The organism is Pseudoxanthomonas sp. LjRoot127, from assembly GCF_964253495.1.
Classification (GTDB): Bacteria; Pseudomonadota; Gammaproteobacteria; order Xanthomonadales; family Xanthomonadaceae; genus Pseudoxanthomonas_A.
This window is the reverse complement of record NZ_CAXUQR020000001.1, coordinates 119,430-141,575: the sequence shown is the minus strand read 5'-3', so window position 1 is coordinate 141,575 and position 22,146 is coordinate 119,430. Positions and strand designations below refer to the sequence as shown.

Below are 22,146 nucleotides of genomic sequence, written 5' to 3'. Positions count from 1 at the left end.
ACCGGTATGGAAGTCCTCCTCTCCAAGAACGTGCTGCTGGCCATCGTGCTGGCGCCGCTGCTGGGCAGCATCATCGCCGGGTTGTTCGGGCGTTTCGTCGGCCGGGCCGGCGCGCATACCGCGACCATCCTGGGCGTGGCCACCAGCTGCGCGCTGTCGTGCTGGGTGCTGTACCAGCTGGTGGCGCTGGGTGCGTCGCCGTTCAACCAGAACCTGTACACCTTCTTCGAGGTGGGCAGCATCACCGGCCATGTCGGCTTCATGATCGACAGGCTGACCGCGATGATGATGGTCGTGGTGACCTTCGTGTCGCTGCTGGTGCATGTCTACACCATCGGCTACATGGCGGAAGATCCCGGCTACCAGCGCTTCTTCAGTTACATCTCGCTGTTCACCTTCAGCATGCTGATGCTGGTGATGAGCAACAACTTCCTGCAACTGTTCTTCGGCTGGGAAGCGGTGGGCCTGGTGTCCTACCTGCTGATCGGTTTCTGGTTCAAGCGCCCGACGGCGATCTTCGCCAACATGAAGGCCTTCCTGGTCAACCGCGTGGGCGACTTCGGCTTCCTGCTGGGCATCGGCTGCGTGCTGCTGATGTTCGGCACGCTGGACTACGCCACCGTGTTCGCCAACGCCACGCTGCTCGGAGGCAAGGCAGTGCCGGTCTGGTCCGGTGCCGTGACCCTGTTCGGCCACACCACGCAGCTGCTCGACCAGCCCGTGATCTGGTCCATGGCCACGCTGACCTGCATCTGCCTGTTCATCGGTGCGATGGGCAAGTCCGCCCAGGTGCCGCTGCACGTCTGGCTGCCGGACTCGATGGAAGGCCCGACGCCGATCTCCGCGCTGATCCACGCCGCGACGATGGTGACCGCCGGCATCTTCATGGTCGCGCGCATGTCGCCGCTGTTCGAGCTGTCGCAGACGGCGCTGGACTTCGTGTTGTTCATCGGCGCGACCACGGCGTTGTTCACCGGCCTGATCGGCATCGTGCAGAACGACATCAAGCGCGTGGTGGCGTATTCCACGCTGTCGCAGCTGGGCTACATGACGGTCGCGCTGGGCGTGTCGGCTTATTCGGCGGCCGTGTTCCACCTGATGACGCACGCCTTCTTCAAGGCGCTGCTGTTCCTGGCGGCCGGCTCGGTCATCATCGGCATGCACCACGAGCAGGACATGCGGAAGATGGGCGGCCTGCGCAAGTACATGCCCATCACCTGGATCACCAGCCTGATCGGCACGCTGGCGCTGGTCGGCACGCCGTTCTTCTCGGGTTTCTACTCGAAGGACGTCATCATCGAAGCCGCGCACCACCATCACGAGGTGGCGCACGAGCTGGGCGAAAAGATGTCCGAGATGGGCGTGATGGCGGCCCAGGGCTATCAGGGCCCCAGCGAATGGATCGCGACATATGGGTATTGGGCCGTGCTGCTGGGCGTGTTCGTGACCAGCTTCTACAGCTTCCGCCTGCTGTACCTCACCTTCCACGGGAAGGAGCGGTTCCGGGATGCCCACGACGACCATGGGCACAGCGACCACGGGCACGACGCCGCGCACGCTGAGGCGCACGACGACCATGGCCACCATCACGGTGCGCATGAGCCGCACGAATCGCCGTGGGTGGTGACGGTGCCGCTCGTACTGCTCGCGATTCCGTCCATCCTGATCGGCATGTTCACCGCCGGTCCGATGCTGTTCGGGACGGCCTGGAACGATGCCCATCATGGGGTGACGCCGTTCTTCCAGGGCGCGATCGACTTCCTTCGCCTCGACCCGTCGTTGGCCACGTCGCCGCGCGATACGGTGATGGCGTTGTTGCCGGAGTGGCACGGTGCAATCAACTTCGCGCTTCACAGCGTGAAAACGCCAGCGCTATGGCTGGCATTCGGAGGCTTCGCCCTGGCGACCTTCCTGTACCTGTTCAGGCCGGAGCTGCCCGGCAGGATGCGCCACAGTGCCTTGGGCGCCTTCCTGACCAACATCCTGGACAAGAAGTACTGGGCCGACCACCTGTGGATCAACGGCTTTGCCGGTGGTGGCGTCAAGCTGGGCAAGGCGTCGCGCGCCTTCGACAGCCACGTGATCGATGGTGCGGCGGTGAACGGCACCGCCAGGCTGGTCGACCTGGGCGCGCAGCTGCTGCGCAAGACCCAGTCCGGTTACCTGTACCACTACGCGTTCGCGATGATCATCGGCCTGATCCTGCTGCTGGGCGTGATCATCAGGTTTTGGCAGTAACGACCTGGCGCCGCCCCGTGCGGAGCGTCCTGGCGAAGAACTCAACGGATAACACAACGTGTCGAACTGGCCCCTGCTTAGTGTTCTGATCTGGCTGCCCATCCTGGGCGGTGCGCTGGTCCTCGCCGTGGGCAACGCCCGCGCGGGCGCAGCGCGCTGGCTGGGCCTGGCGGTCGCGGTACTGACGTTCGTCGCCAGCATCGGCCTGCTGACGGGCTTCGACTACGCGAATCCGAGCCTGCAGTTCATCGAGACCCATGCGTGGATCCCGAGCTTCGACATCCATTACAACCTGGGTGCCGACGGCATCGCGGTGGCGCTGTTGTTGCTCAACACCCTCATCACGATGCTGACGCTGGCGGGTGCGTGGGGTTCGGTGAACAAGCGCGTGGCGCAGTACGTGGCGGCGTTCCTGATCCTGGAAGGCCTGACCAACGGCATTTTCGCTGCCAGCGACGCCGTACTGTTCTACGTGTTCTTCGAAGCGATGCTGATCCCGATGTTCCTGATCATCGGTGTCTGGGGCGGACCACGCCGCATCTATGCCTCGTTGAAGTTCTTCCTGTACACGTTCCTCGGCTCGGTGCTGATGCTGGTCGGTCTGGTGTACCTGTACATCAAGGGCGGCAGCTTCCAGCTGGCCGACCTGTACGCGATGCCGTTGAGCGCGAAGGAGCAGACCTGGCTGTTCTTCGCATTCCTGATCGCCTTCGCAGTCAAGATCCCCATGTTCCCGGTGCACACCTGGCTGCCGGACGCACACGTCGAGGCGCCGACCGCCGGCTCGGTCATCCTGGCGGCTATCGCGCTGAAGATCGGCGGTTACGGCCTGCTGCGCTTCAGCCTTCCGATCGTGCCGGACGCCGGCCATGAGTGGGCGATGTTCATCATCGTGCTGTCGCTGATCGCGGTCGTTTACGTGGGCCTGGTGGCGCTGGTGCAGGACGACATGAAGAAGCTGATCGCCTATTCGTCGGTCTCGCACATGGGCTTCGTGACGCTCGGCATCTTCATCGCCTTCAGCCTGGTGCGCGACTACGGCAACCTGGACGGCGCGCGCCTCGGCCTGCAGGGCGCGATGGTGCAGATGATCAGCCACGGTTTCATCTCCGGCGCGATGTTCACCTGCGTCGGCGTGCTGTACGACCGCATGCATACCCGCATGATCAAGGACTACGGCGGCGTCATCAACACGATGCCGTGGTTCGGCGCGTTTTTCATCCTGTTCGGCATGGCCAACTCCGGCCTGCCGGGCACCAGCGGCTTCGTCGGCGAGTTCATGGTGATCCTGGCCTCGTTCCAGCAGCACCCGCTGATCGCCTTCTTCGCCGCTACCACGCTGGTGATCGGTGCGGCCTACACACTGTGGCTGGTCAAGCGCGTGATCCTGGGCGATGTGGCCAATGCGCACGTGGCGGAGCTGAAGGACGTGTCCCTGCGCGAGGCCGTGGTGCTCGGCGGGTTCGCCGTCTGCGTGCTGGCGCTGGGCGTGTATCCCAAGCCGCTGACCGACCTGATGGAGCCGTCGATCGCGCAACTGGCGATGCAGCTCGCCAACAGCAAGCTGTAAGGAAGAACCATGACGACGCCGATGACCATCTCCGCCGCCGACCTGCAGCCGCTGCTGCCCGAACTGACATTGATCGGTGGTGCGTTCGCGCTGCTGATGCTGGACCTGTTCCTCGACAACTCCCGTCGCATCATCACCCACGCGCTCGCCCTGGTGGTCATGGCGGCGGTGGTATGGATGCTGGCGACGGGCGTGGGCGGGCAGGGGGCCGTGTTCAGCGGCATGTTCGTGCGCGACACGCTGGCCGACGTCAGCAAGGTGGTCATCGTCGCGGTCAGCGCACTCTCACTGGTCTATGGCTGGCCGTACCTGCGCGAGCGCAACCTGTACCCGGGCGAGGCCCCGGTGCTGGTCATGTTCGCCACGGCGGGCATGATGATGATGGTGTCGGCGGGCAGTCTGGTGATGGTTTACCTGGGCCTTGAACTGCTGGCGCTGTGCTCGTACGCACTGGTTGCGCTGAACCGCGACGACGGTCTGTCCACCGAGGCGGCGATGAAGTACATCGTGCTCGGCTCGCTCGCCTCGGGCTTGCTGCTTTACGGCATGTCGCTGGTGTACGGCGCGACCGGTTCGCTGCAGCTGCCGGCGATCTTCGATGCCACCGGCGCTGCGCTCGGTGGAAGCAGCGACGCGCGCATGCTGTTGCTGACGGGCGTGGTGTTCATGGTGGCGGGCGTGGCGTTCAAGCTGGGCGCGGCGCCTTTCCACATGTGGTTGCCCGACGTCTACCAGGGTGCGCCGACGCCGGTGACGCTGTTCATCAGCGCCGCTCCGAAGCTTGCCGCGTTCGGCATGGCGTTCCGCCTGCTGCAGGATGGCGTGGGCCCGGCGGCTGCGCAGTGGCAGTGGTTGCTGGCGGGGCTGGCGGCCGCGTCGCTGGTGATCGGCAACGTCATCGCGATCGCGCAGACCAATCTCAAGCGGATGCTGGCGTACTCGACGGTATCGCACGTCGGCTTCCTGCTGGTCGGCTTCGCTGGCGGCGGCGAGGTGGGGTATTCGGGCGCACTGTTCTACGCGATCAGTTACGCCATCATGTCGGCGGCCGCGTTCGGCGCCATCATCGTGCTGTCGCGGCAGGGGTTCGAGGCCGACAGGATCGACGACTTCAAGGGCCTGAATGCGCGCAACCCGTGGCAGGCCGGGCTGGTGCTGTGCGTGATGGCCTCGCTGGCCGGCGTGCCCCCGTTCCTGGGTTTCTGGGCCAAGCTGGTGGTGCTGGGCGCGGCCGTCAACGGCGGCTTCCTGTGGCTGGCCCTCGTCGGCGTGCTGTGCGCCGTGATCGGTGCGTTCTACTACCTGCGCGTCATCAAGGTGATGTATTTCGACGAGCCGGTGGGCGAGCTTCCGCCGCCGCGTGCCGACCGCGTGGTGCCGATGGTGTTCGGCGTCAATGCACTGGCCCTGCTGGTGCTGGGCATCGCCTGGAACCCGATCATGGCGTGGTGCAAGCTGGCCTTCGCGGGCTGAGGTCGGATCCCGCGATCCACGCTGTCTTTCGCCGGCAGGGCGCTGCCGGCACCCGTGATGAACGCGATGTTTCAATTGGGTGCATGGCAAGGCTTGCAATGCACCGGCGTATTCATCATAATTTCGCTTCTGCTGCGGGGTGGAGCAGTCTGGCAGCTCGTCGGGCTCATAACCCGAAGGTCGCAGGTTCAAATCCTGCCCCCGCTACCATGTTTATCCGAGGCCGCCGATACCGGCGGCCAACGAGAAGCCTGGGCACGCAACGACGCATGTTCCCGTCGTTGCACCGACATCCAGCGTATCGGACAAGGGGCCCATCGGGCCCCTTGTTTGTTTCAGCGAATGCAGAACCACGAACCATCGGCAGCGAATCCGTGAGCGACAAGGCCAACGACATCGCCAACCTGCTGGCACCCACCGTCCAGGCACTGGGCGTGGAACTGCTCGGCATTGAATACCTGCCCGCGCCCGGCGGCGCCACCGTGCGCCTTTACATCGATGTGCAGGAAGCCGAGCGCGCCACGCGCCACGTCAACATCGAGGACTGCGAAGCGGTGAGTCGCGAAGTGTCCGCGCAGCTCGACGTCGAGGATCCGATCTCCGGCAACTACACGCTGGAAGTCTCCTCGCCGGGTGTGGACCGGCCGTTGTTCCGCCTGGAGCACTACGCGCGCTTCGTCGGCGAAACGGCCAAGGCCGTGCTGAAGCTGCCGCAGGAGCGTCGCCGTCGCCTGCAGGGCAAGATCACACGCATCGAAGGCGACAGCATCGTGTTCACCGTCGACGACGCCGAGATGACGGTGGCGTTCGACAACATCGACAAGGCGCGGCTGGTCCCCGACTGGGCCGCGCTGGGCCTGGCGCCCGAGAAACCCGGTGGCGGCCGCAAGGCCGGTGCCAAGAAAGCCGGCGACGCCACGCGTGCGCCGGCCAAGAAAGCCAAGAAAAACCCAACCAACCGGCGGCCCGCAAGCCGCGCGCGGAGTGATCAATGAGTAAGGAACTGTTGCTGGTCGTGGACGCGGTGGCCAACGAGAAGGGCGTGCCGCGCGAAGTCATCTTCGATGCCATCGAAGCCGCCTTGGCGTCCGCCGCCAAGAAGCGCTACCTGGATCAGGACGTGCAGGTGCGCGTCACCATCGACCACAAGGACGGCAGCTACGAGACGTTCCGCCGCTGGGAAGTGGTGGCAGACGACGTGGTGATGGAATCGCCCGACCGCCAGATCCGCCTGATGGACGCCGAGGACGAAGCCGAAGGCGCCGAAGTGGGCGACTGGATTGAAGAGAAGATCGAGAACCCCGATTTCGGCCGCATCGCCGCGCAGGCTGCCAAGCAGGTCATCGTGCAGCGCGTCCGCGAGGCCGAGCGCGCCCAGGTGGTCGACGCCTGGAAGGACCGCGTCGGCGAACTGGTCACCGGCGTGGTGAAGCGTGCCGAGCGCGGCAACATCTACGTGGACCTGGGCGGCAACGCCGAGGCCTTCATCCCGAAGGACAAGGGCATCCCGCGCGACGTGCTGCGCGCCGGCGACCGCGTCCGCGGCTACCTGTTCGACGTGCGTTACGAACCGCGCGGCCCGCAGCTGTTCATCAGCCGTGCCGCCCCGGAATTCATGATCGAGCTGTTCAAGCTCGAAGTGCCGGAAGTGGGCCAGGGCCTGGTCGAGATCAAGGCCTGCGCGCGCGATCCGGGCGACCGCGCCAAGATCGCCGTGCTCGCGCACGACACCCGCACCGATCCCATCGGCGCCTGCATCGGCATGCGCGGTTCGCGCGTGCAGGCCGTGAGCAACGAGCTCAACGGCGAGCGCGTGGACATCGTGCTGTGGAACGACAATCCGGCCACCTTCGTCATCAACGCGATGGCGCCGGCCGAAGTGCAGTCGATCATCGTCGATGAAGAGAAGCACTCGATGGACCTGGCCGTGGCGGAAGACCGCCTGGCGCAGGCGATCGGCAAAGGCGGCCAGAACGTCCGCCTGGCCAGCCGCCTGACCGGCTGGCAGCTCAACGTCATGACCGCCGACCAGGTCCAGGCCAAGAGCGAGGCCGAGCAGGCCGTCGCCCGCCAGCTGTTCATGGACAAGCTGGAAGTGGACGAGGAGATCGCCGCCATCCTCGTCAGCGAAGGCTTCAGCACCGTCGAGGAAATCGCCTACGTGCCGGTCGGCGAGCTGCTGGCCGTCGAGGGCTTCGACGAGGACATCGTCGAGGAACTGCGCTCGCGCGCCCGCGACGCCCTGCTGAACGAAGCACTGGCCGAGGAAGAAGGCCTGGAAGGCGACCATCCGGCCGACGACCTGCTGGCGCTGGAAGGCATGGACGAGGAGACTGCGTTCGCGCTGGCCTCGCACGGCGTCCGCACCAGCGAGGACCTGTCCGACCTGGCGGCCGACGAAGTGGTCGAATTCGGCATCGAGGGGCTTGACGAGGGTCGCGCCGCCGCGCTGATCCTGGCCGCCCGTGCCGAAGAGATCGCTCGCTTGGAGCGCGGCGCATGACCGCCCTCCAGGCCCGCCTGGAATGCGGCGCATGAGCCACCCATGAACACCGCCCTGGCACCCGCAGGGCTTAGAATTCCCTCTCTTGAACAGGGTTGCCCCACCACCACCGGGGGGGCGGAATACCCAAACTAGGATCCGAATGTCGCAGCAAACCACCATCCGCAAGCTCGCTGAACTGGTCAACACGCCGGTAGAGAAACTCCTGGAGCAACTGTCCGAAGCGGGCATGAGCTTCAGCGGTCCCGACCAGGTCGTGACCAGCATGGAAAAAGTGAAGCTGCTCGGCTTCCTCAAGCGCTCGCACGGCAAGAGCGATGCCGCGGTGGATGAAGCTGCGCCCAAGAAGATCACGCTGAACCGCCGCAAGGTGCAGGAAGTCACCGTCGCGGCCGGCCGCAGCAAGACCACGGTCAACGTGGAAGTGCGCCAGAAGCGTACGTACGTGAAGCCGACGGACGCCGAATCGGTGGCGACCAACTGGCAGAGCGAGGCCGATCCGGAGCGCGCGGAAATCCTGCGCAAGCTGGAGGAGTCCCGCCAGCGCAACCTCGACGAACAGCAGCGCCTGGCGCAGGAAGACGCCAAGCGCGCCGAGGAACTGGAGCGCCGCCGGCAGGAAGAAGCCGCCGCGCGCGCCGAAGCCGAAGCTGCGCGTGCACAGGCCGATGCGGAAGCCGCCGCACTGGCCGCCGGTGCCGTCGCTGTGGATGGCGACGAGCCGGTGCGTCCGGCCAAGCCCGCGACCCAGGGCCACCATGTGCCCAAGACGGTCGTGCGCAAGGATCCGCCGCGCACCGACGACCGCAACAACGCCGCTGCCGCCAAGCACAAGACGCGCGGTTCGCACGCGATGGTCGCCGGCGTCGAGGACGACGACAACACCAGCCGTTTCGCGGGCCAGCTGCACCTGTCCGCCGCCGATCGTGCCCGTCGTGGCGCGTCGCGTGGCAAGCCCAAGCCGCCGCGCCGCCATGAGCAGAGCCGCGGTGGCGGTGGTGCGCACGGCTTCGAGCGTCCGACGGCCCCGATCGTGCGCGAAGTGGCGATCGGCGAGACCATCACCGTGGCCGACCTGGCGCAGAAGCTGGCGCTGAAGGGCGGCGACGTGGTGAAGGCGCTGTTCAAGATGGGCGTGATGGCCACCATCACCCAGACCATCGACCACGACACCGCTGCGCTGATCACCGAAGAACTCGGCCACAAGGCCGTGCGCGCCGACGCCAACGACGTCGAGAACGAACTGCTGGCGCATTCGGAGGAGCAGCAGGGCGACAAGGTCGCGCGTCCGCCCGTGGTCACCATCATGGGCCACGTCGACCACGGCAAGACCTCGCTGTTGGACTACATCCGCCGTACCAAGATCGCCAGCGGCGAAGCCGGCGGCATCACCCAGCACATCGGTGCGTACCACGTGGAGACGCCGAAGGGCGTCATCAGCTTCCTCGACACCCCGGGCCATGCCGCGTTCACCGCGATGCGTGCCCGCGGCGCCAAGCTGACCGACATCGTGGTGCTGGTGGTCGCGGCCGACGACGGTGTCATGCCGCAGACCCGCGAAGCCATCCAGCACGCGAAGGCCGCGAAGGTGCCGCTGATCGTGGCGGTGAACAAGATCGACAAGTCCGACGCCGACCCGCTGCGCGTGAAGAACGAGCTGCTGGCCGAAGAAGTGGTCGCCGAAGAGTTCGGCGGCGACACCCAGATGGTCGAGATCTCGGCCAAGACGGGGCAGGGCGTGGACAACCTGCTGGACGCCATCTCCATCCAGGCGGAACTGCTGGAACTGAAGGCCGTGGAAGACGGCCGCGCCAGCGGTGTGGTCATCGAATCCTCGCTGGACAAGGGCCGCGGCCCGGTCGCGACGGTGCTGGTGCAGCAGGGCACCCTGAAGAAGGGCGACTACCTTGTCTGCGGTATCCAGTACGGCCGCGTGCGGGCACTGTTCGACGAGACCGGCAGCCAGCCGCCGTCGGCCGGCCCGTCCATCCCGGTGCAGGTGCTGGGCCTGTCCGGCGTGCCGGAGGCGGGCGACGACTTCGTCGTGGTCGCCGACGAGCGCCTGGCCAAGGACGTGGCGCAGCAGCGCGACGCCAAGCGCCGCGAATCGCGCCTGGTGCAGTCTGCCGGCAGCCGCATGGAAGACATCATGGCGCAGCTCGGCAAGGGCGAAGGCCAGCTCAGCCTCAACCTGATCGTCAAGGCGGACGTGCAGGGTTCGGTGGAAGCGCTGCGCCATTCGCTGGTCGCGCTGTCCAACGAGTCGATCCGCATCAACATCATCAGCTCCGGCGTGGGCGGCATCACCGAGTCCGACGCCAACTCCGCGGTCACCTCGAAGGCCACCGTCATCGGCTTCAACGTGCGTGCCGATGCGTCCGCGCGTCGCATCATCGAAGCCAACGGCGTGGACCTGCGCTACTTCTCGATCATCTATGACGTGATCGACCAGGTGAAGCAGGTGGCGTCCGGCCTGCTGGGCGTGGAGATCCGCGAAGAGATCATCGGTATCGCCGAAGTGCGCGACGTGTTCCGCAGCTCCAAGTTCGGCGCGGTCGCAGGCTGCATGGTGGTCGAAGGCACGGTCAAGCGGAACAAGCCGATCCGCGTGCTGCGCGCCAGCACGGTGGTGTTCGAAGGCGAACTGGAGTCGCTGCGCCGCTTCAAGGAGAACGTCGACGAAGTGCGCAACGGCACCGAGTGCGGCATCGGCGTGAAGGCCTACAACGACGTGCAGCCGGGCGACCAGATCGAGTGCTTCGAGCGCATCGAAGTGCAGCGCACGCTCTGATCATGCCGACCAAGTCGTTCCACCGCACCGACCGCGTGTCCGCCCAGCTCCGCCGGGAGCTGGGTACGCTGGTGCACGAGGCCGTGCGCGAGCACGGCCTGCCGTCGGTCAGCGTGTCCGACGTCGAAGTCACCCGCGACATGGCGCACGCCAAGGTGTTCGTTACCGCCCTGATGCCGGAACGCTCGGTCGAGGCGATGAAGGGCCTGAAGGAACTGGCCTGGGGCTTGCGCATGGAATTGGCACGACGCGTGAAGATGCGTCACGTGCCGGAGCTGCATTTCCACTACGATGATTCCGTCGACCGCGGCGAACGCATCGAAAATCTGCTGCGCGACCTGCCGCCCCCGCCGGCCGACGAAGAGCCGCGGGATCCGTAGCGGAGGCGGCGCCCGGCCCGCGCATGGTCGAGCCCACCGCCGTGCCGTCCGTCGGACGGTCCGCGCCACCGTTGGTTTGCGGAACCCGCTAGCCGCGCTTGCGGGCGCGCGCCATGCTCCTGCTCTTCCCTGCATGCGAAGAGCGTCGCGGGCGTGGCCTGCACTTACGAAAGGAACGCGTTGCTTCCCATGGCGTCGCCCAAGACCAAGTTCCGCGCCCTTGACGGCATCCTGCTGCTCGACAAGCCGCAGGGCATGAGTTCGAACGGTGCGCTGCAGGTCGCGCGGCGCCTGTTCAGGGCCGAAAAGGGCGGTCATACCGGAAGCCTGGATCCGCTGGCGACCGGCCTGTTGCCCCTGTGTTTCGGCGAAGCCACCAAGATCGCCGGATTGCTGCTGGGGTCGCGCAAGGCCTACGACACGGTCGCCGTGCTCGGAACGACCACCGATACCGACGACGCCGATGGCGTCCCGCTGCGCCAGCGCCCGATACCGCCGCTGGATGCCACCACCGTCGCTGCTGCGCTCGCGCCACTGAAGGGTCGTATCCGCCAGCGCGCTCCCATCTACTCCGCGCTGAAGCAGGGGGGCGAGCCGCTCTACACGAAGGCGCGGCGGGGTGACGTCATCGAAGCGCCGGAGCGCGAGGTCGAGGTCCACGGCATCGAGATCCTCGGGATCGCGCCTGATCGGCTCTCCTTGCGCGTGGAATGCGGGTCCGGGACCTACGTGCGCAGCCTGGTCCGTGACCTCGGCGAGGCGTTGGGGTGCGGCGCCCATGTCGGGGCCCTGCGGCGCCTCTGGGTCGATCCGTTCATGCAGGCGCCCATGTATACCCTGGAGGCGTTGCAGGCGTTGGCTGAACAAGGGGGCGACGCTGCCCTGGAGGCCTGCCTGCTGCCCATCGAGTCCGGTCTGGCCGGCTTCCCGCGGGTCGAGGTGGATGCTGTCGGTGCACGCCGGTTGGCGCAGGGGCAAAGGTTGCGGGGGTATCCACCCAGCGAGGTCCCGGTGGCGATCCACGGGCCGGAAGGACGCGTGCTGGGCCTCGGGACGGTCGATGCCGAAGGCACGCTGTCGCCGCAGCGGCTGTTCGCCTGGGCGGTGGCCGGCACCGCCGTGAAGACGGATCGCGCGCAATAGAACCTTGTTTCACAAGGACCCGGAGGCTACACTACGCCGCCGGTTTTATGCCGGTATCTCGTTCATTTCCCAGCTTCATCAACGGCGAGCCAGGCGGTGCGCGCGGAGGACACCCGCGTTCCTGCAGGCCACGCATCCACCAGAGAAAACGCATGTCCATCGATACCCAGAAAGTCATTGCCGACAACGCGCGCGGCGCCAACGACACCGGTTCGCCGGAAGTCCAGGTGGCCCTGATCACCGCCCGCATCGAGCACCTGAGCGGCCACTTCAAGACCCACAAGAAGGATCACCACAGCCGCCGTGGCCTGCTGCAGCTGGTCAATCGCCGCCGCAGCCTGCTTGACTACCTCAAGAAGAAAGACAACGAGCGCTACAAGACCCTGATCGAAAAGCTCGGTCTGCGTCGCTGATATACCCCCGACCGCGGCGCAGAGATGCGCCGCGGTTTGCATTTCAGGGAACGGAATGCGCTGCATCCGCTGGCCGCACCGGGCCCGCCCCTCCCAGCACCACCGGCCGGACGCATCCGGCCAGCCACGCGCGACAAGGGTCGCGTGAGGTCCAACCCGCACAAGGCATCCCAAGGAAACCCCCGTGGAAAAAATCACCAAAACCTTCCAGTACGGCAAGCACCAGGTCACCCTGGAGACCGGCGAAGTCGCCCGCCAGGCCGGCGGCGCCGTCGTCGTCAAGTTCGACGACACCGTGCTGCTGGTCACCGCCGTGGCCGCGAAGTCCGCCCGCGAGGGCCAGGACTTCTTCCCCCTGACGGTCGACTACCAGGAGAAGTTCTACGCCGGCGGCCGCATCCCCGGTGGCTTCTTCAAGCGCGAAGGTCGTGCGACCGAGAAGGAGACGCTGATCTCCCGCCTGATCGATCGCCCGCTGCGCCCGCTGTTCCCGGAAGAGTTCCGCAATGAAGTGCAGGTCATCGCCACGGTGATGTCGCTGAATCCGGAAATCGACGGTGACATCCCGGCGCTGATCGGTGCCTCCGCCGCCGTCGCCCTGACCGGCGCGCCGTTCAACGGCCCGATCGGTGCCGCCAAGGTCGGCTACGTCAATGGCGAGTACGTGCTGAACCCGACCGTCAGCGAACTGAAGGACTCCAAGCTGGAGCTCGTGGTCGCCGGTACCGCCAACGCCGTGCTGATGGTCGAATCCGAAGCCGCCGAGCTGTCGGAAGAAGTGATGCTGGGCGCGGTGATGTTCGGTCACCGCGAGATGCAGAAGGTCATCGCCGTGATCAACGAGCTGGTGGCCGAAGCCGGCAAGCCGAAGTGGGACTGGCAGCCGCCGGCCAAGAACGAAGGCCTGATCGCCGCCCTGCGCCATGCGGTGGGCGACAGCCTGGCCGGTGCGTTCCAGGTGCGCGACAAGATCGAGCGCCGCGATGCCATCTCCAGCCTGAAGAAGGCCATCCTGGGCGCGCTGGCGCCGCAGGCCGAGAGCAATGCCTGGAGCACGGGCGACCTGTCGAAGGAATTCAGCGAGCAGGAATACCAGACCATGCGCGCCTCGGTCCTGAAGACCAAGGTCCGCATCGACGGCCGTGCGCTCGACCAGGTGCGCCCGATCTCCTCCAAGGTCAGCGTGCTGCCGCGCGTGCACGGCTCCGCGCTGTTCACCCGTGGCGAAACGCAGGCGATCGTCGCCGTCACGCTGGGCACCGCCCGCGATGGCCAGGTGATCGACGCCGTGGCCGGCGAGTGGAAGGACCACTTCCTGTTCCACTACAACTTCCCTCCGTTCTCGGTGGGCGAAGCCGGCCGCATGATGGGTCCGAAGCGTCGCGAAATCGGCCATGGCCGCCTCGCCAAGCGCGGCGTGCTCGCCGTGATGCCGACGATGGAAGCCTTCCCGTACACCATCCGCGTGGTGTCGGAAATCACCGAGTCGAACGGTTCCTCGTCGATGGCCTCGGTCTGCGGCAGCTCGCTGGCGCTGATGGATGCCGGCGTGCCGATCAAGGCGCCGGTGGCCGGCATCGCGATGGGCCTGGTGAAGGAAGGCGACGAGTTCGTCGTGCTGAGCGACATCCTGGGTGACGAAGACCACCTGGGCGACATGGACTTCAAGGTCGCCGGTACCGCCAACGGCGTGTCCGCGCTGCAGATGGACATCAAGATCGAAGGCATCACCGAAGAGATCATGAAGCAGGCGCTGACGCAGGCGAAGGCCGGCCGACTGCACATCCTGGGTGAAATGGCCCAGGCGATGTCCGCACCGCGCCAGGAACTGAGCGAGTTCGCGCCGCGCCTGATCACCATCAAGATCCACCCCGACAAGATCCGCGAAGTGATCGGCAAGGGCGGTTCGGTGATCCAGGCCATCACCAAGGAAACCGGCACGCAGATCGACATCCAGGACGACGGCACCATCACCATCGCCTCGGTGAACGGCGCCGCCGGCCAGGCCGCCAAGGCCCGCATCGAGCAGATCACGTCCGACGTCGAGCCGGGCCGCATCTACGAAGGCAAGGTCGCCAAGATCATGGACTTCGGTGCGTTCGTCACCATCCTCCCGGGCAAGGACGGCCTGGTGCACGTGTCGCAGATCTCCAACGACCGCGTCGAGAAGGTCAGCGACGCGCTGAAGGAAGGCGACGTGGTCAAGGTCAAGGTGTTGGAAGTCGACAAGCAGGGTCGTATCCGCCTGTCGATCAAGGCCGTGGAAGAAGGCGAGGGCGTGTCGGCCGAGTAAGCCGCACGACATCGCAAGGCATGACGGAAAAGCGGGCTTCGGCCCGCTTTTTCTTTTGGGTCACGGAGTGCCGCGTTGCGGCGCATCGTGCCTGCGCACGGCCATCGTCCGTGTCTTACGACGACCGCCGGACTTCCGTCCAGGCTGCGTCGGTTTCCCGGCTCGCGGCACGGGCGTAGCCGCCCGTGCCTTCGGTTCGCCCCGCGCAAACGCAGGCGAGCCCGGCACTGCTGCCGCCGCGCAACGGCGCGGACATGCCCCTTTTCCGCGCGTCCCGCCTGCGCACGACGTCGACGTGATGCAGGGCGAGCCTAGGGCGCTCCCGTTCTGGCACCGGACTTGCACGGCGTCATGCGCGTCACGGAATTTGCGAAATTCGAATTTCAGTTTTGCGTCGGCATGCCGATAGGAACGGGAAGAACATCGAAGAAGTGCAGCGGGGAAGCTGCCTTTCGTGAGCAGGGGAAACGTCCGTACCGGCGTGGTGTGGCGCCTTCCGGGGAGCCGCCGAGGCGATGTCTCGGGGTTCGTCTGGCGTCGTGCAGTGCGGGACGACGACACGCGGTTTGGTCACTTGGGGGAAATCGATGGAATCAGTCGTCGGCACGCGTGCGCGGGCCAACAGCGGGCCGATGTCGGTCTGCCGCACGTCTCTCCGGCCATGGCGGCTCCTGCTGCTCGCGTCGACCCTGCTGCCTTGCCTGGCGAACGCTGCCGACGGCAAGGGCTATGCCGATGCGCCGGTACGCAAGGCCGGCCTGTGGGAGGTGACGATCATCGCGCACGCACCACGGGGTGCGGGCGGGCGTATGCAGCCTGCCATGACCGCGCTCCAGTGCACCGACGCGGGTGCCGAGCGCGTGGTGCCGTTGTTCCTGCTTCCCGCCCGCGAGCAGTGCCGCCAGATCACCGTTTCCAGGAACGGCAGTGGCCATGAGATCAACACCGTCTGCGAGACGCACGGCCAGCGCGTCGACACGCAGGTGAAGGTGCAGGGCGACATGCAGGCCCGGTATGAGGGCACCTATCGCATCCGCTACCCGGCGTCTCCTTCGAACGACACAGGACGCGTGCCGTTCAAGGGGCGATGGCTGGGCCGGTGCAAGCCCGGCCAGCGCGCCGGCGACATGGTGCTGCCGAACGGCATCACCGTGAACACGGTCGACGATGCGCGGCGCGCAAGCGGGCACGCGCATTGAACGGCCTCGCTGTCGCGGATGCATGGCGTCGCGCCACGCCGCATCCGCATCGCACGCCGGGCATCGCCATGCCCGCCACTTCTTGCTCGCGCAACACGGGGTCGCCCGTGGCGCTTTCTAGTCTTCTTGCTTTCAGGACGGAACGGATCATGCAGATTGCCGCGGTAGTTGGAGAACGATGGGCCGCCCTGGCCTGTCACGGGAACGGAAGGAAACGCATCGCCACGGTCTGCGTCCTGATGCTTCTGGCGCTGTTCCTCCCGGCCGCGCACGCGCAGGTCAAGAACGGCGGCTTCGAAACGCAGAACTTCTCGGAGTGGAAGCTCGAACGCTACACGCGCTCATCCAGTGCCCTGCCGGTCGTGCCGCCGACCAACAGCAGCCAGCTGACCCTGGGTGCGGTGCAGGAGACCGTTCCCAGCAGCAACACGGTCAACACCGCCTTCGGCGGCAATGTCCGCATCCTCACCGCGGCCGGCACTGCCGCCAACACCGGTGGCAACGGTGCGCGCTATCCCTTCTCCGGCACCGCGTCTTCGCTGCTGGGTGGCAACGGTGCGCGCGCCGCGTATGCGATGGAGCAGCAAGCGACGATGGTGCTGAGCGACGTCGATCCCGTCGACGGCAAGGTCCACCTGCGCTTCGCGATGGCGCCGGTGCTCAACAATCCCAACCATCCCGCAGGCCAGCAGCCGTTCTTCTTCGTCGAAGTCATCAATCTGACGAAGGGCAACACCCAGCTCTTCCATACCTTCAACTATTCGAACCAGGCCGGCATTCCCTGGCAGTCGTTCGGTGCCTACCAGTTCACCAACTGGCAGGGCTTCGACATCTCGCCGGGCAACGGACGGCTGGACGTCGGCGACCAGATACGGCTGAAGGTCTACGTGGCGAACTGCTCCGCAGGCGCCGCCGACCACACCGCCCAGGTCTACATGGACGTGTTCGGTTCGAAGATGCCGGGTCTCAGCGTGTCCGCCGTCGGCCCGTCGACGACCAAGCCCGGTGAGCAGGTCACCTACACCTACAACTACGTCAACAACTCGGGCGTCTATGCGCTCGGTTCGATCGTCCGCCTCGCGGCGCCGATCACCGAAAACGGCCTGCCGCTCACGTTCGTCCCCAATGCGTTTCCCGCGTCGTGTTCCGGTCCCCACGCCGGCACGGCCCCGCGCGCGGACTACATCGACTGTCCGGTCGGCGATCTCGTGGCCGGCGCCGGCGGCAGCTTCCCGGTGACGTTCACCGTACCCGCCGGTGCGGCGACGACCGGCCCGAACAACGTCATCAACAACGGCGACTACGATGTGCGCGCGAATACGGTCAGCCCTTTCATCGGGCCGCTCGTCAAGACCACGATCTCGCCGGCGAGCACCACGCTGATCGACCTGGGCGTCAGTGTCGGCAACGGCAACGTGCCGTCCTACCTGGTCGGCGGCGCGGTGGCCTACACGATCACCGTGACCAACCATGGTCCGGTCGACGCCAACGGCGCAAGCCTTTCGCAAAGCCTGAGCGGTGCGAACGGCACCGCCGCCTGGACCTGTGCGGTCCCGGGCGGCAGCACGGCCAGCTGCGGCGCCACCAGCAGTGGGTCCGGCACCCTGTCGACGGCCACCGCCAACCTGCCGGTGGGCCAGTCGCTGGTCTATACCGTCAACGGCATCACCGCGGCATCGGCCGGTACGCCGGTAGTGACGGTGGTCAGCGTGACGCCGCCCGCCGGGATGTCGGACAGCGTCGCCGCCAACAATACCGATGGCCTCAGCACGCCCGTGAGTGCCGCGCAGCACCTGCTCACCGCCCACACCACCGGTGCCGGCAGCGGACGCCTCAATGCCATTCCCGCGGTCTACGCCTGCCCGTCGGGCGGCGCGAGGACGGCCTGCAGTTCGGGGAACCTGGGCGAGGGGCAGGAGGCCTACCTCACCGCCGTGGCCGACAACGGTTCGCTCTTCAAGGGCTGGACAGGCGGATGCGCCAGCGTGACCGGCAACGAATGCCGAGTGCAGATGGGCACGCAGGACCTGCAGGTCACCGCGGACTTCGCCCGGGTCTGGATCGTCACGCCCAGCGTCGCCGGCGGCACCCTGGGCAACGCGGCGGCGCAGGTCATCGAGGACGGGCAGGGGACCAGCTTCACCTTCACCCCGACCACTGCAGGCCACGTTCCCACGATCACCACCCCGCCGGGCGCCAACACGTGCCCCGGCACGCTGAGCGGCCCGACCGCCGGCGCCTACACCTACACCGTCACGCTGGTGACGCAGGATTGCGCATTCCACGTTGCGTTCGCGGGCCAGCCACGGCTGGAAATCGCCAAGACCGCCTCCATCGTCGCGCCCGCCGCGGCGTCCGTGGGCGTGCCGTTCGACTACACGATCACGGTCACCAACACGGGCGCAGGGCCGACCTCCGCCGCTGCCACCGTCACGGACCCGGTGCCGGCAGGCCTCACCCTCGGGACGCTGCCCGCCGGTTGCACGACCAACCCGGTCGGCAGCCAGACGGTGGTGTGCACCATCGCCTCGGGGCTGTCGAACATCGCACCCGCCAATGCCGCGAGCTTCGTGATCGCAGCGACGCCGCAGGGTGCCGTCAACAACACCACCGTGTCGAACACGGCCACGGTGACTGGCGGCGGTGATCCCGCCTGCGCCACCGCCGGCAGCTGTGCCAGCGCACCCGTGGATACGCCGATCGTCGCACCCCGCCTCGAGATCCAGAAGGCCGGTCCGGCGACCGCGGTCGTTGCGGTGCCCTACGACTACCTCATCACGGTGACCAACTCGGGTACTGCCGCGACATCGTCGGTTGCGACGATGACCGACGTGGTGCCCGCAGGCCTGAGCATCGGTACGCTGCCCGCTGGCTGCGCGACGAATCCGTCCGGCAGCCAGACCGTGGTGTGCGCGGTTCCGGCCGGCCTGTCCCATGCCGCGCCGGGCAACACGGCGACCTACGTGATCCCGGTGACGGCGACCGTGTCCGCGGCCGCCAGCGTCGACAACATCGCCAGCATCCAGGGCGGCGGCGATCCGGATTGTGCCGCGGGCTGCGCCAGCACGCCGGTCACGACGGCGCTGGCCGCACAGGCCCCCGTCCTGTCGATCACCAAGTCAGTGACATCGACCGGTCCTTATCGCCTCGGCAGCGTCGTCGCGTATCAGTTCGTGGTCGAAAACATCGGCAACCTGTCGCTCACCGGCATCGTGGTGAACGACGCGCGACTCGATGCGCCGGCCGTCTGCGCGTCGACGACGCTGCAGCCTGGCGACAGCACCACCTGCACGGGCGTGCATACCGTGACGGCGGAAGAAGTGGCCGCCGGCAACGTGCACAACAGCGCGACGGCCAGCGGTCAGCCGCCGACGCCGCCGGGGGGTCCGACGCCACCGGCGATCACCAGTCCTTCGAGCGAAGTGGACACGGCGACCGAACAGCTGCCGGCGATGACGCTGGTGAAGTCGGTGACGTCGACGGGCCCGTATCGCGCAGGCAGCACGATCGCCTACCGGTTTGAGGTGGAGAACACCGGCAACGTGACCCTGGCGAACGTGTCCGTGAGCGATGCGATGGCCGGGCTCAGTCCGCTGGCCTACGCGTGGCCGGGCCTGGCGGGACAGCTGAAGCCGGGCGAGAAGGTCGTGGCGAACGCGACCTACAGCGTGACGCCTGACGACGTGCTGGCCGGCCAGGTGCGCAACACCGCGATGGCCACGGGCCAGCCGCCCACGCCGCCGGGAGGCGCTCCGTCGCCCGGCGTGAGCACGCCGACCAGCAGCGTGGACACCGACATCCTGCCTGCGGTGAATGCGGTCGACGACGCGCCCGCCCCCGTGGATGGGGCTCGCGGCAATCCGTCGGTCGGCAACGTCTACGGCAACGACACGATCAACGGTGTGGTGGTGGATCCGTCGCGCGTCACCGGCACGGTGACCACACCGGCGACCTCGCTCAACGGTGGTCCGGTCCCGGTCCTGGATCCGGCAACGGGCATCGTGTCCGTCCCGGCCGGGACACCGGCGGGCACGTACACGATCGGTTACCGCCTCTGCGAAACGCAGACACCCGACAACTGCGACGACGCGACGGTCACGCTCACCGTGACCGCCACGATCATCGATGCCGTGGAGGACGCGTTCGTCCCGATCCGCAGCGGCACGGGCGGGACCTCGCCCAGCGTGCTGGGCAACGACACCCTGGGCGGTGGTCCTGCGCAGATCGGCCAGGTCACGCTGGTGCCGGGCAGTCCGCCCATCCCGGGACTGGTGATGAACCCCGACGGCACCGTCACGATGACCGCGGGCACGCCGCCCGGTACGTACCGTTATCCGTACACCCTGTGCGAAGTGCTGAACCCGGCCAACTGCGATACGGCCGATGCCGTCGTGGTGGTCAGTGGCGAAGCGCTGCTGCGCGTGACCAAGGCCGCAGGCGTGCGCGACGTGCAGACCGGCGACCTGGTGCGCTACACGGTGTCGGTCGAGAACCTGGGCGACGGTCCGCTGGTAGACGGCCGCATCATCGATACGCCGCCCGCGGGCTTCACCTACGTGGAAGGCTCGTTGTCGGTCAGCGACGGCGACAACGCGGCCACGGTGGCCGGCCAGTCTCCGGTGCGGTTCGAAGGCCTCGACATTCCGGTCGGTGGCAGCGCCCGCCTGGTGTACGCGATGCGGGTGGGCGCCGGTGCGCGCGCCGGCACGCAGGTCAACCAGGCGCAAGCGGTGTCGTCGTCCGGTGAGCCGCTGTCCAACGTGGCGAGCGCCGACGTGATGCTGGTGGCCGACGCGATGGTGGAAGACAGCCTGCTGTTCGGCACGGTGTTCAACGACCGCGACGGCGATGGTTGGCAGGACGGCGCCACGCTGAGCGGTATCCGCGTGCAGGGCGGGTTCGCGTCGGCTGCCTACGTGGCGGGTTCGACCACGCTGGATCGCGGCACGGGGCCGCAGCCGCAGGCCGATGCCAGCGCGCCGCTGCTGCACGGCATCGTCGTGGGCACGGTGGAAGGGCGCCAGTCCGAGGCCGATCCCGCGAGCGGCCGCCAGGTGGTGATCCGCCAGACGTTGCGCGAGCCCAGCTTCACCGACGACTTCGTGCTGAGCAGCGACCAGGGCGTGACCTTGCGGATGGACCGCCACGGCGTCACTTCGGTCGAAACGCGTGGCGACGCGGCCAAGGGCCTCACGGCGGCGATGCCCACGGTGGAGCGTCGTGTCGCGCAGGGCGCGGACGGCTACGTGGTGGACTACGTCATCGGCAACGCCGGTATCGAGGAACGCGGCGTGCCGGGCGTGCGCATCGCCACCGTGGAAGGTCTGTTGATCGAGACCGACCTGTTCGGCCGCTACCACCTCGCCGGCGTGTCCGGTGGCACGTGGGAGCGCGGACGCAACGTGATCCTGAAGGTGGATCCGTCCACGCTGCCCGCCGGCACCACGATGACGACGGACAACCCGCTGCTGCGCCGGGTGACCCCCGGTGTGCCGGTGCGCTTCGACTGGGGCGTGGTGCTGCCCGAACAGGTGATCGAAGGCGGCAGCGACCAGCTGGAACTCGAACTGGGCGAGGTGCAGTTCGCGCCGGGCAGCGCCGTGTTGCCCGCGCGCTACCAGCCGCTGGTGAGTGCCATGGCCGCCAAGGTGCGCGAGTACCAGGGCGGTGAGGTGGTGATCCAAGCCGATGGCGACAGCGAAGGACGCGCGTTCGATCGGGCCAATGCGGTCAAGGACGCCTTGCTGGCCCAGCTCGACGGGCCGGCGGCCAAGGCACTGACGGTGAGCGTCCGCGCAAAGCCGGAGGCGCCGGCGTCGCTGGTCGCCGGTGTGCGGGATGACGCCGCGCTGCTCGGCACGGTGCTGTTCGATACCGACATGGCGACGATCCGCGCCGAGTTCGCACCGCTGCTCGACGCGATCGCGGCCGCGCTCGAACGCAGTGGCGGAGGCGGCGTCGTCATCGTGGGCCACGCCGACCGGCGCGGCTCGCATGCCTACAACAGCGCGCTGGGAATGCAACGTGCGAAGGCGGTATTCGACGCCCTCGCCGGACGACTCAGCGCATCGGCCCGCGCGACGTTGCGGGTGGAAATCGAAAACGACCCGGTCGCGCCCGACGGCGCGCGGAACTGAGGGGGC

Annotated in this window: 12 protein-coding genes and 1 tRNA gene; all 13 read left to right on the top strand. The window is 67.2% G+C overall.

Features of this window, described 5'->3' with window-relative positions:
- Positions 1–6 precede the first annotated feature (6 nt).
- Complete coding sequence (gene nuoL / locus ACSQ19_RS00675; RefSeq protein WP_436001044.1) at positions 7–2,238, top strand: NADH-quinone oxidoreductase subunit L; 2,232 nt, start codon at positions 7–9, stop codon at positions 2,236–2,238.
- A 58-nt stretch (positions 2,239–2,296) separates the two neighbouring features.
- Entirely contained in the window at positions 2,297–3,808 is a 1,512-nt protein-coding gene (locus ACSQ19_RS00670; protein ID WP_435999252.1) for an NADH-quinone oxidoreductase subunit M, read from the top strand.
- A gap of 9 nt (positions 3,809–3,817) precedes the next feature.
- Positions 3,818–5,281, top strand: coding sequence for an NADH-quinone oxidoreductase subunit NuoN (gene nuoN, locus ACSQ19_RS00665; protein WP_299343067.1), 1,464 nt, complete (start codon positions 3,818–3,820; stop codon positions 5,279–5,281).
- Between the two features lie 133 nt (positions 5,282–5,414).
- Positions 5,415–5,491: transfer RNA gene (locus ACSQ19_RS00660), tRNA-Met, on the top strand.
- A gap of 164 nt (positions 5,492–5,655) precedes the next feature.
- On the top strand, positions 5,656–6,276 hold the full coding sequence (gene rimP, locus ACSQ19_RS00655; protein WP_435999250.1) for a ribosome maturation factor RimP: 621 nt from the start codon (positions 5,656–5,658) through the stop codon (positions 6,274–6,276).
- Positions 6,273–7,784: a transcription termination factor NusA gene (gene nusA / locus ACSQ19_RS00650; RefSeq protein WP_296282669.1), complete on the top strand. Its 1,512-nt coding sequence runs from the start codon at positions 6,273–6,275 to the stop codon at positions 7,782–7,784. The genes rimP and nusA overlap by 4 nt, the downstream gene beginning before the upstream one ends.
- Before the next feature lie 142 nt (positions 7,785–7,926).
- The gene (gene infB, locus ACSQ19_RS00645) at positions 7,927–10,575 is read left to right on the top strand and encodes a translation initiation factor IF-2 (protein WP_435999248.1); all 2,649 of its coding nucleotides are present in this window, start codon (positions 7,927–7,929) and stop codon (positions 10,573–10,575) included.
- A gap of 2 nt (positions 10,576–10,577) precedes the next feature.
- Positions 10,578–10,955, top strand: coding sequence for a 30S ribosome-binding factor RbfA (gene rbfA / locus ACSQ19_RS00640; protein ID WP_296282671.1), 378 nt, complete (start codon positions 10,578–10,580; stop codon positions 10,953–10,955).
- A 189-nt stretch (positions 10,956–11,144) separates the two neighbouring features.
- The gene (gene truB, locus ACSQ19_RS00635; RefSeq protein ID WP_435999245.1) at positions 11,145–12,098 is read left to right on the top strand and encodes a tRNA pseudouridine(55) synthase TruB; all 954 of its coding nucleotides are present in this window, start codon (positions 11,145–11,147) and stop codon (positions 12,096–12,098) included.
- A 152-nt stretch (positions 12,099–12,250) separates the two neighbouring features.
- A complete protein-coding gene (rpsO, locus tag ACSQ19_RS00630; protein ID WP_142124238.1) occupies positions 12,251–12,511 on the top strand; it encodes a 30S ribosomal protein S15 in 261 nt (86 codons plus the stop codon).
- Positions 12,512–12,695: 184 nt separating this feature from the next.
- Positions 12,696–14,804 (top strand): polyribonucleotide nucleotidyltransferase, encoded by a 2,109-nt coding sequence (gene pnp, locus ACSQ19_RS00625; RefSeq protein WP_435999243.1) that lies wholly within the window; start codon positions 12,696–12,698, stop codon positions 14,802–14,804.
- Positions 14,805–15,391: 587 nt separating this feature from the next.
- Complete coding sequence (locus ACSQ19_RS00620) at positions 15,392–16,003, top strand: DUF3617 domain-containing protein (RefSeq protein WP_435999241.1); 612 nt, start codon at positions 15,392–15,394, stop codon at positions 16,001–16,003.
- 239 nt (positions 16,004–16,242) lie between these two features.
- Entirely contained in the window at positions 16,243–22,140 is a 5,898-nt protein-coding gene (locus tag ACSQ19_RS00615) for a DUF7507 domain-containing protein (RefSeq protein WP_435999239.1), read from the top strand.
- Positions 22,141–22,146: the final 6 nt, after the last annotated feature.

Excerpts from the sequence above, each read along its gene's own strand:
- nusA (WP_296282669.1), top strand. The coding sequence starts at position 6,273 with ATGAGTAAGGAACTGTTGCTGGTCGTGGACGCGGTGGCCAACGAGAAG.
- truB (WP_435999245.1), top strand. The coding sequence starts at position 11,145 with ATGGCGTCGCCCAAGACCAAGTTCCGCGCCCTTGACGGCATCCTGCTG.
- nuoN (WP_299343067.1), top strand. The coding sequence starts at position 3,818 with ATGACGACGCCGATGACCATCTCCGCCGCCGACCTGCAGCCGCTGCTG.
- ACSQ19_RS00620 (WP_435999241.1), top strand. The coding sequence starts at position 15,392 with ATGGAATCAGTCGTCGGCACGCGTGCGCGGGCCAACAGCGGGCCGATG.
- rpsO (WP_142124238.1), top strand. The coding sequence starts at position 12,251 with ATGTCCATCGATACCCAGAAAGTCATTGCCGACAACGCGCGCGGCGCC.
- nuoL (WP_436001044.1), top strand. The coding sequence starts at position 7 with ATGGAAGTCCTCCTCTCCAAGAACGTGCTGCTGGCCATCGTGCTGGCG.
- rbfA (WP_296282671.1), top strand. The coding sequence starts at position 10,578 with ATGCCGACCAAGTCGTTCCACCGCACCGACCGCGTGTCCGCCCAGCTC.
- ACSQ19_RS00615 (WP_435999239.1), top strand. The coding sequence starts at position 16,243 with ATGCTTCTGGCGCTGTTCCTCCCGGCCGCGCACGCGCAGGTCAAGAAC.
- infB (WP_435999248.1), top strand. The coding sequence starts at position 7,927 with ATGTCGCAGCAAACCACCATCCGCAAGCTCGCTGAACTGGTCAACACG.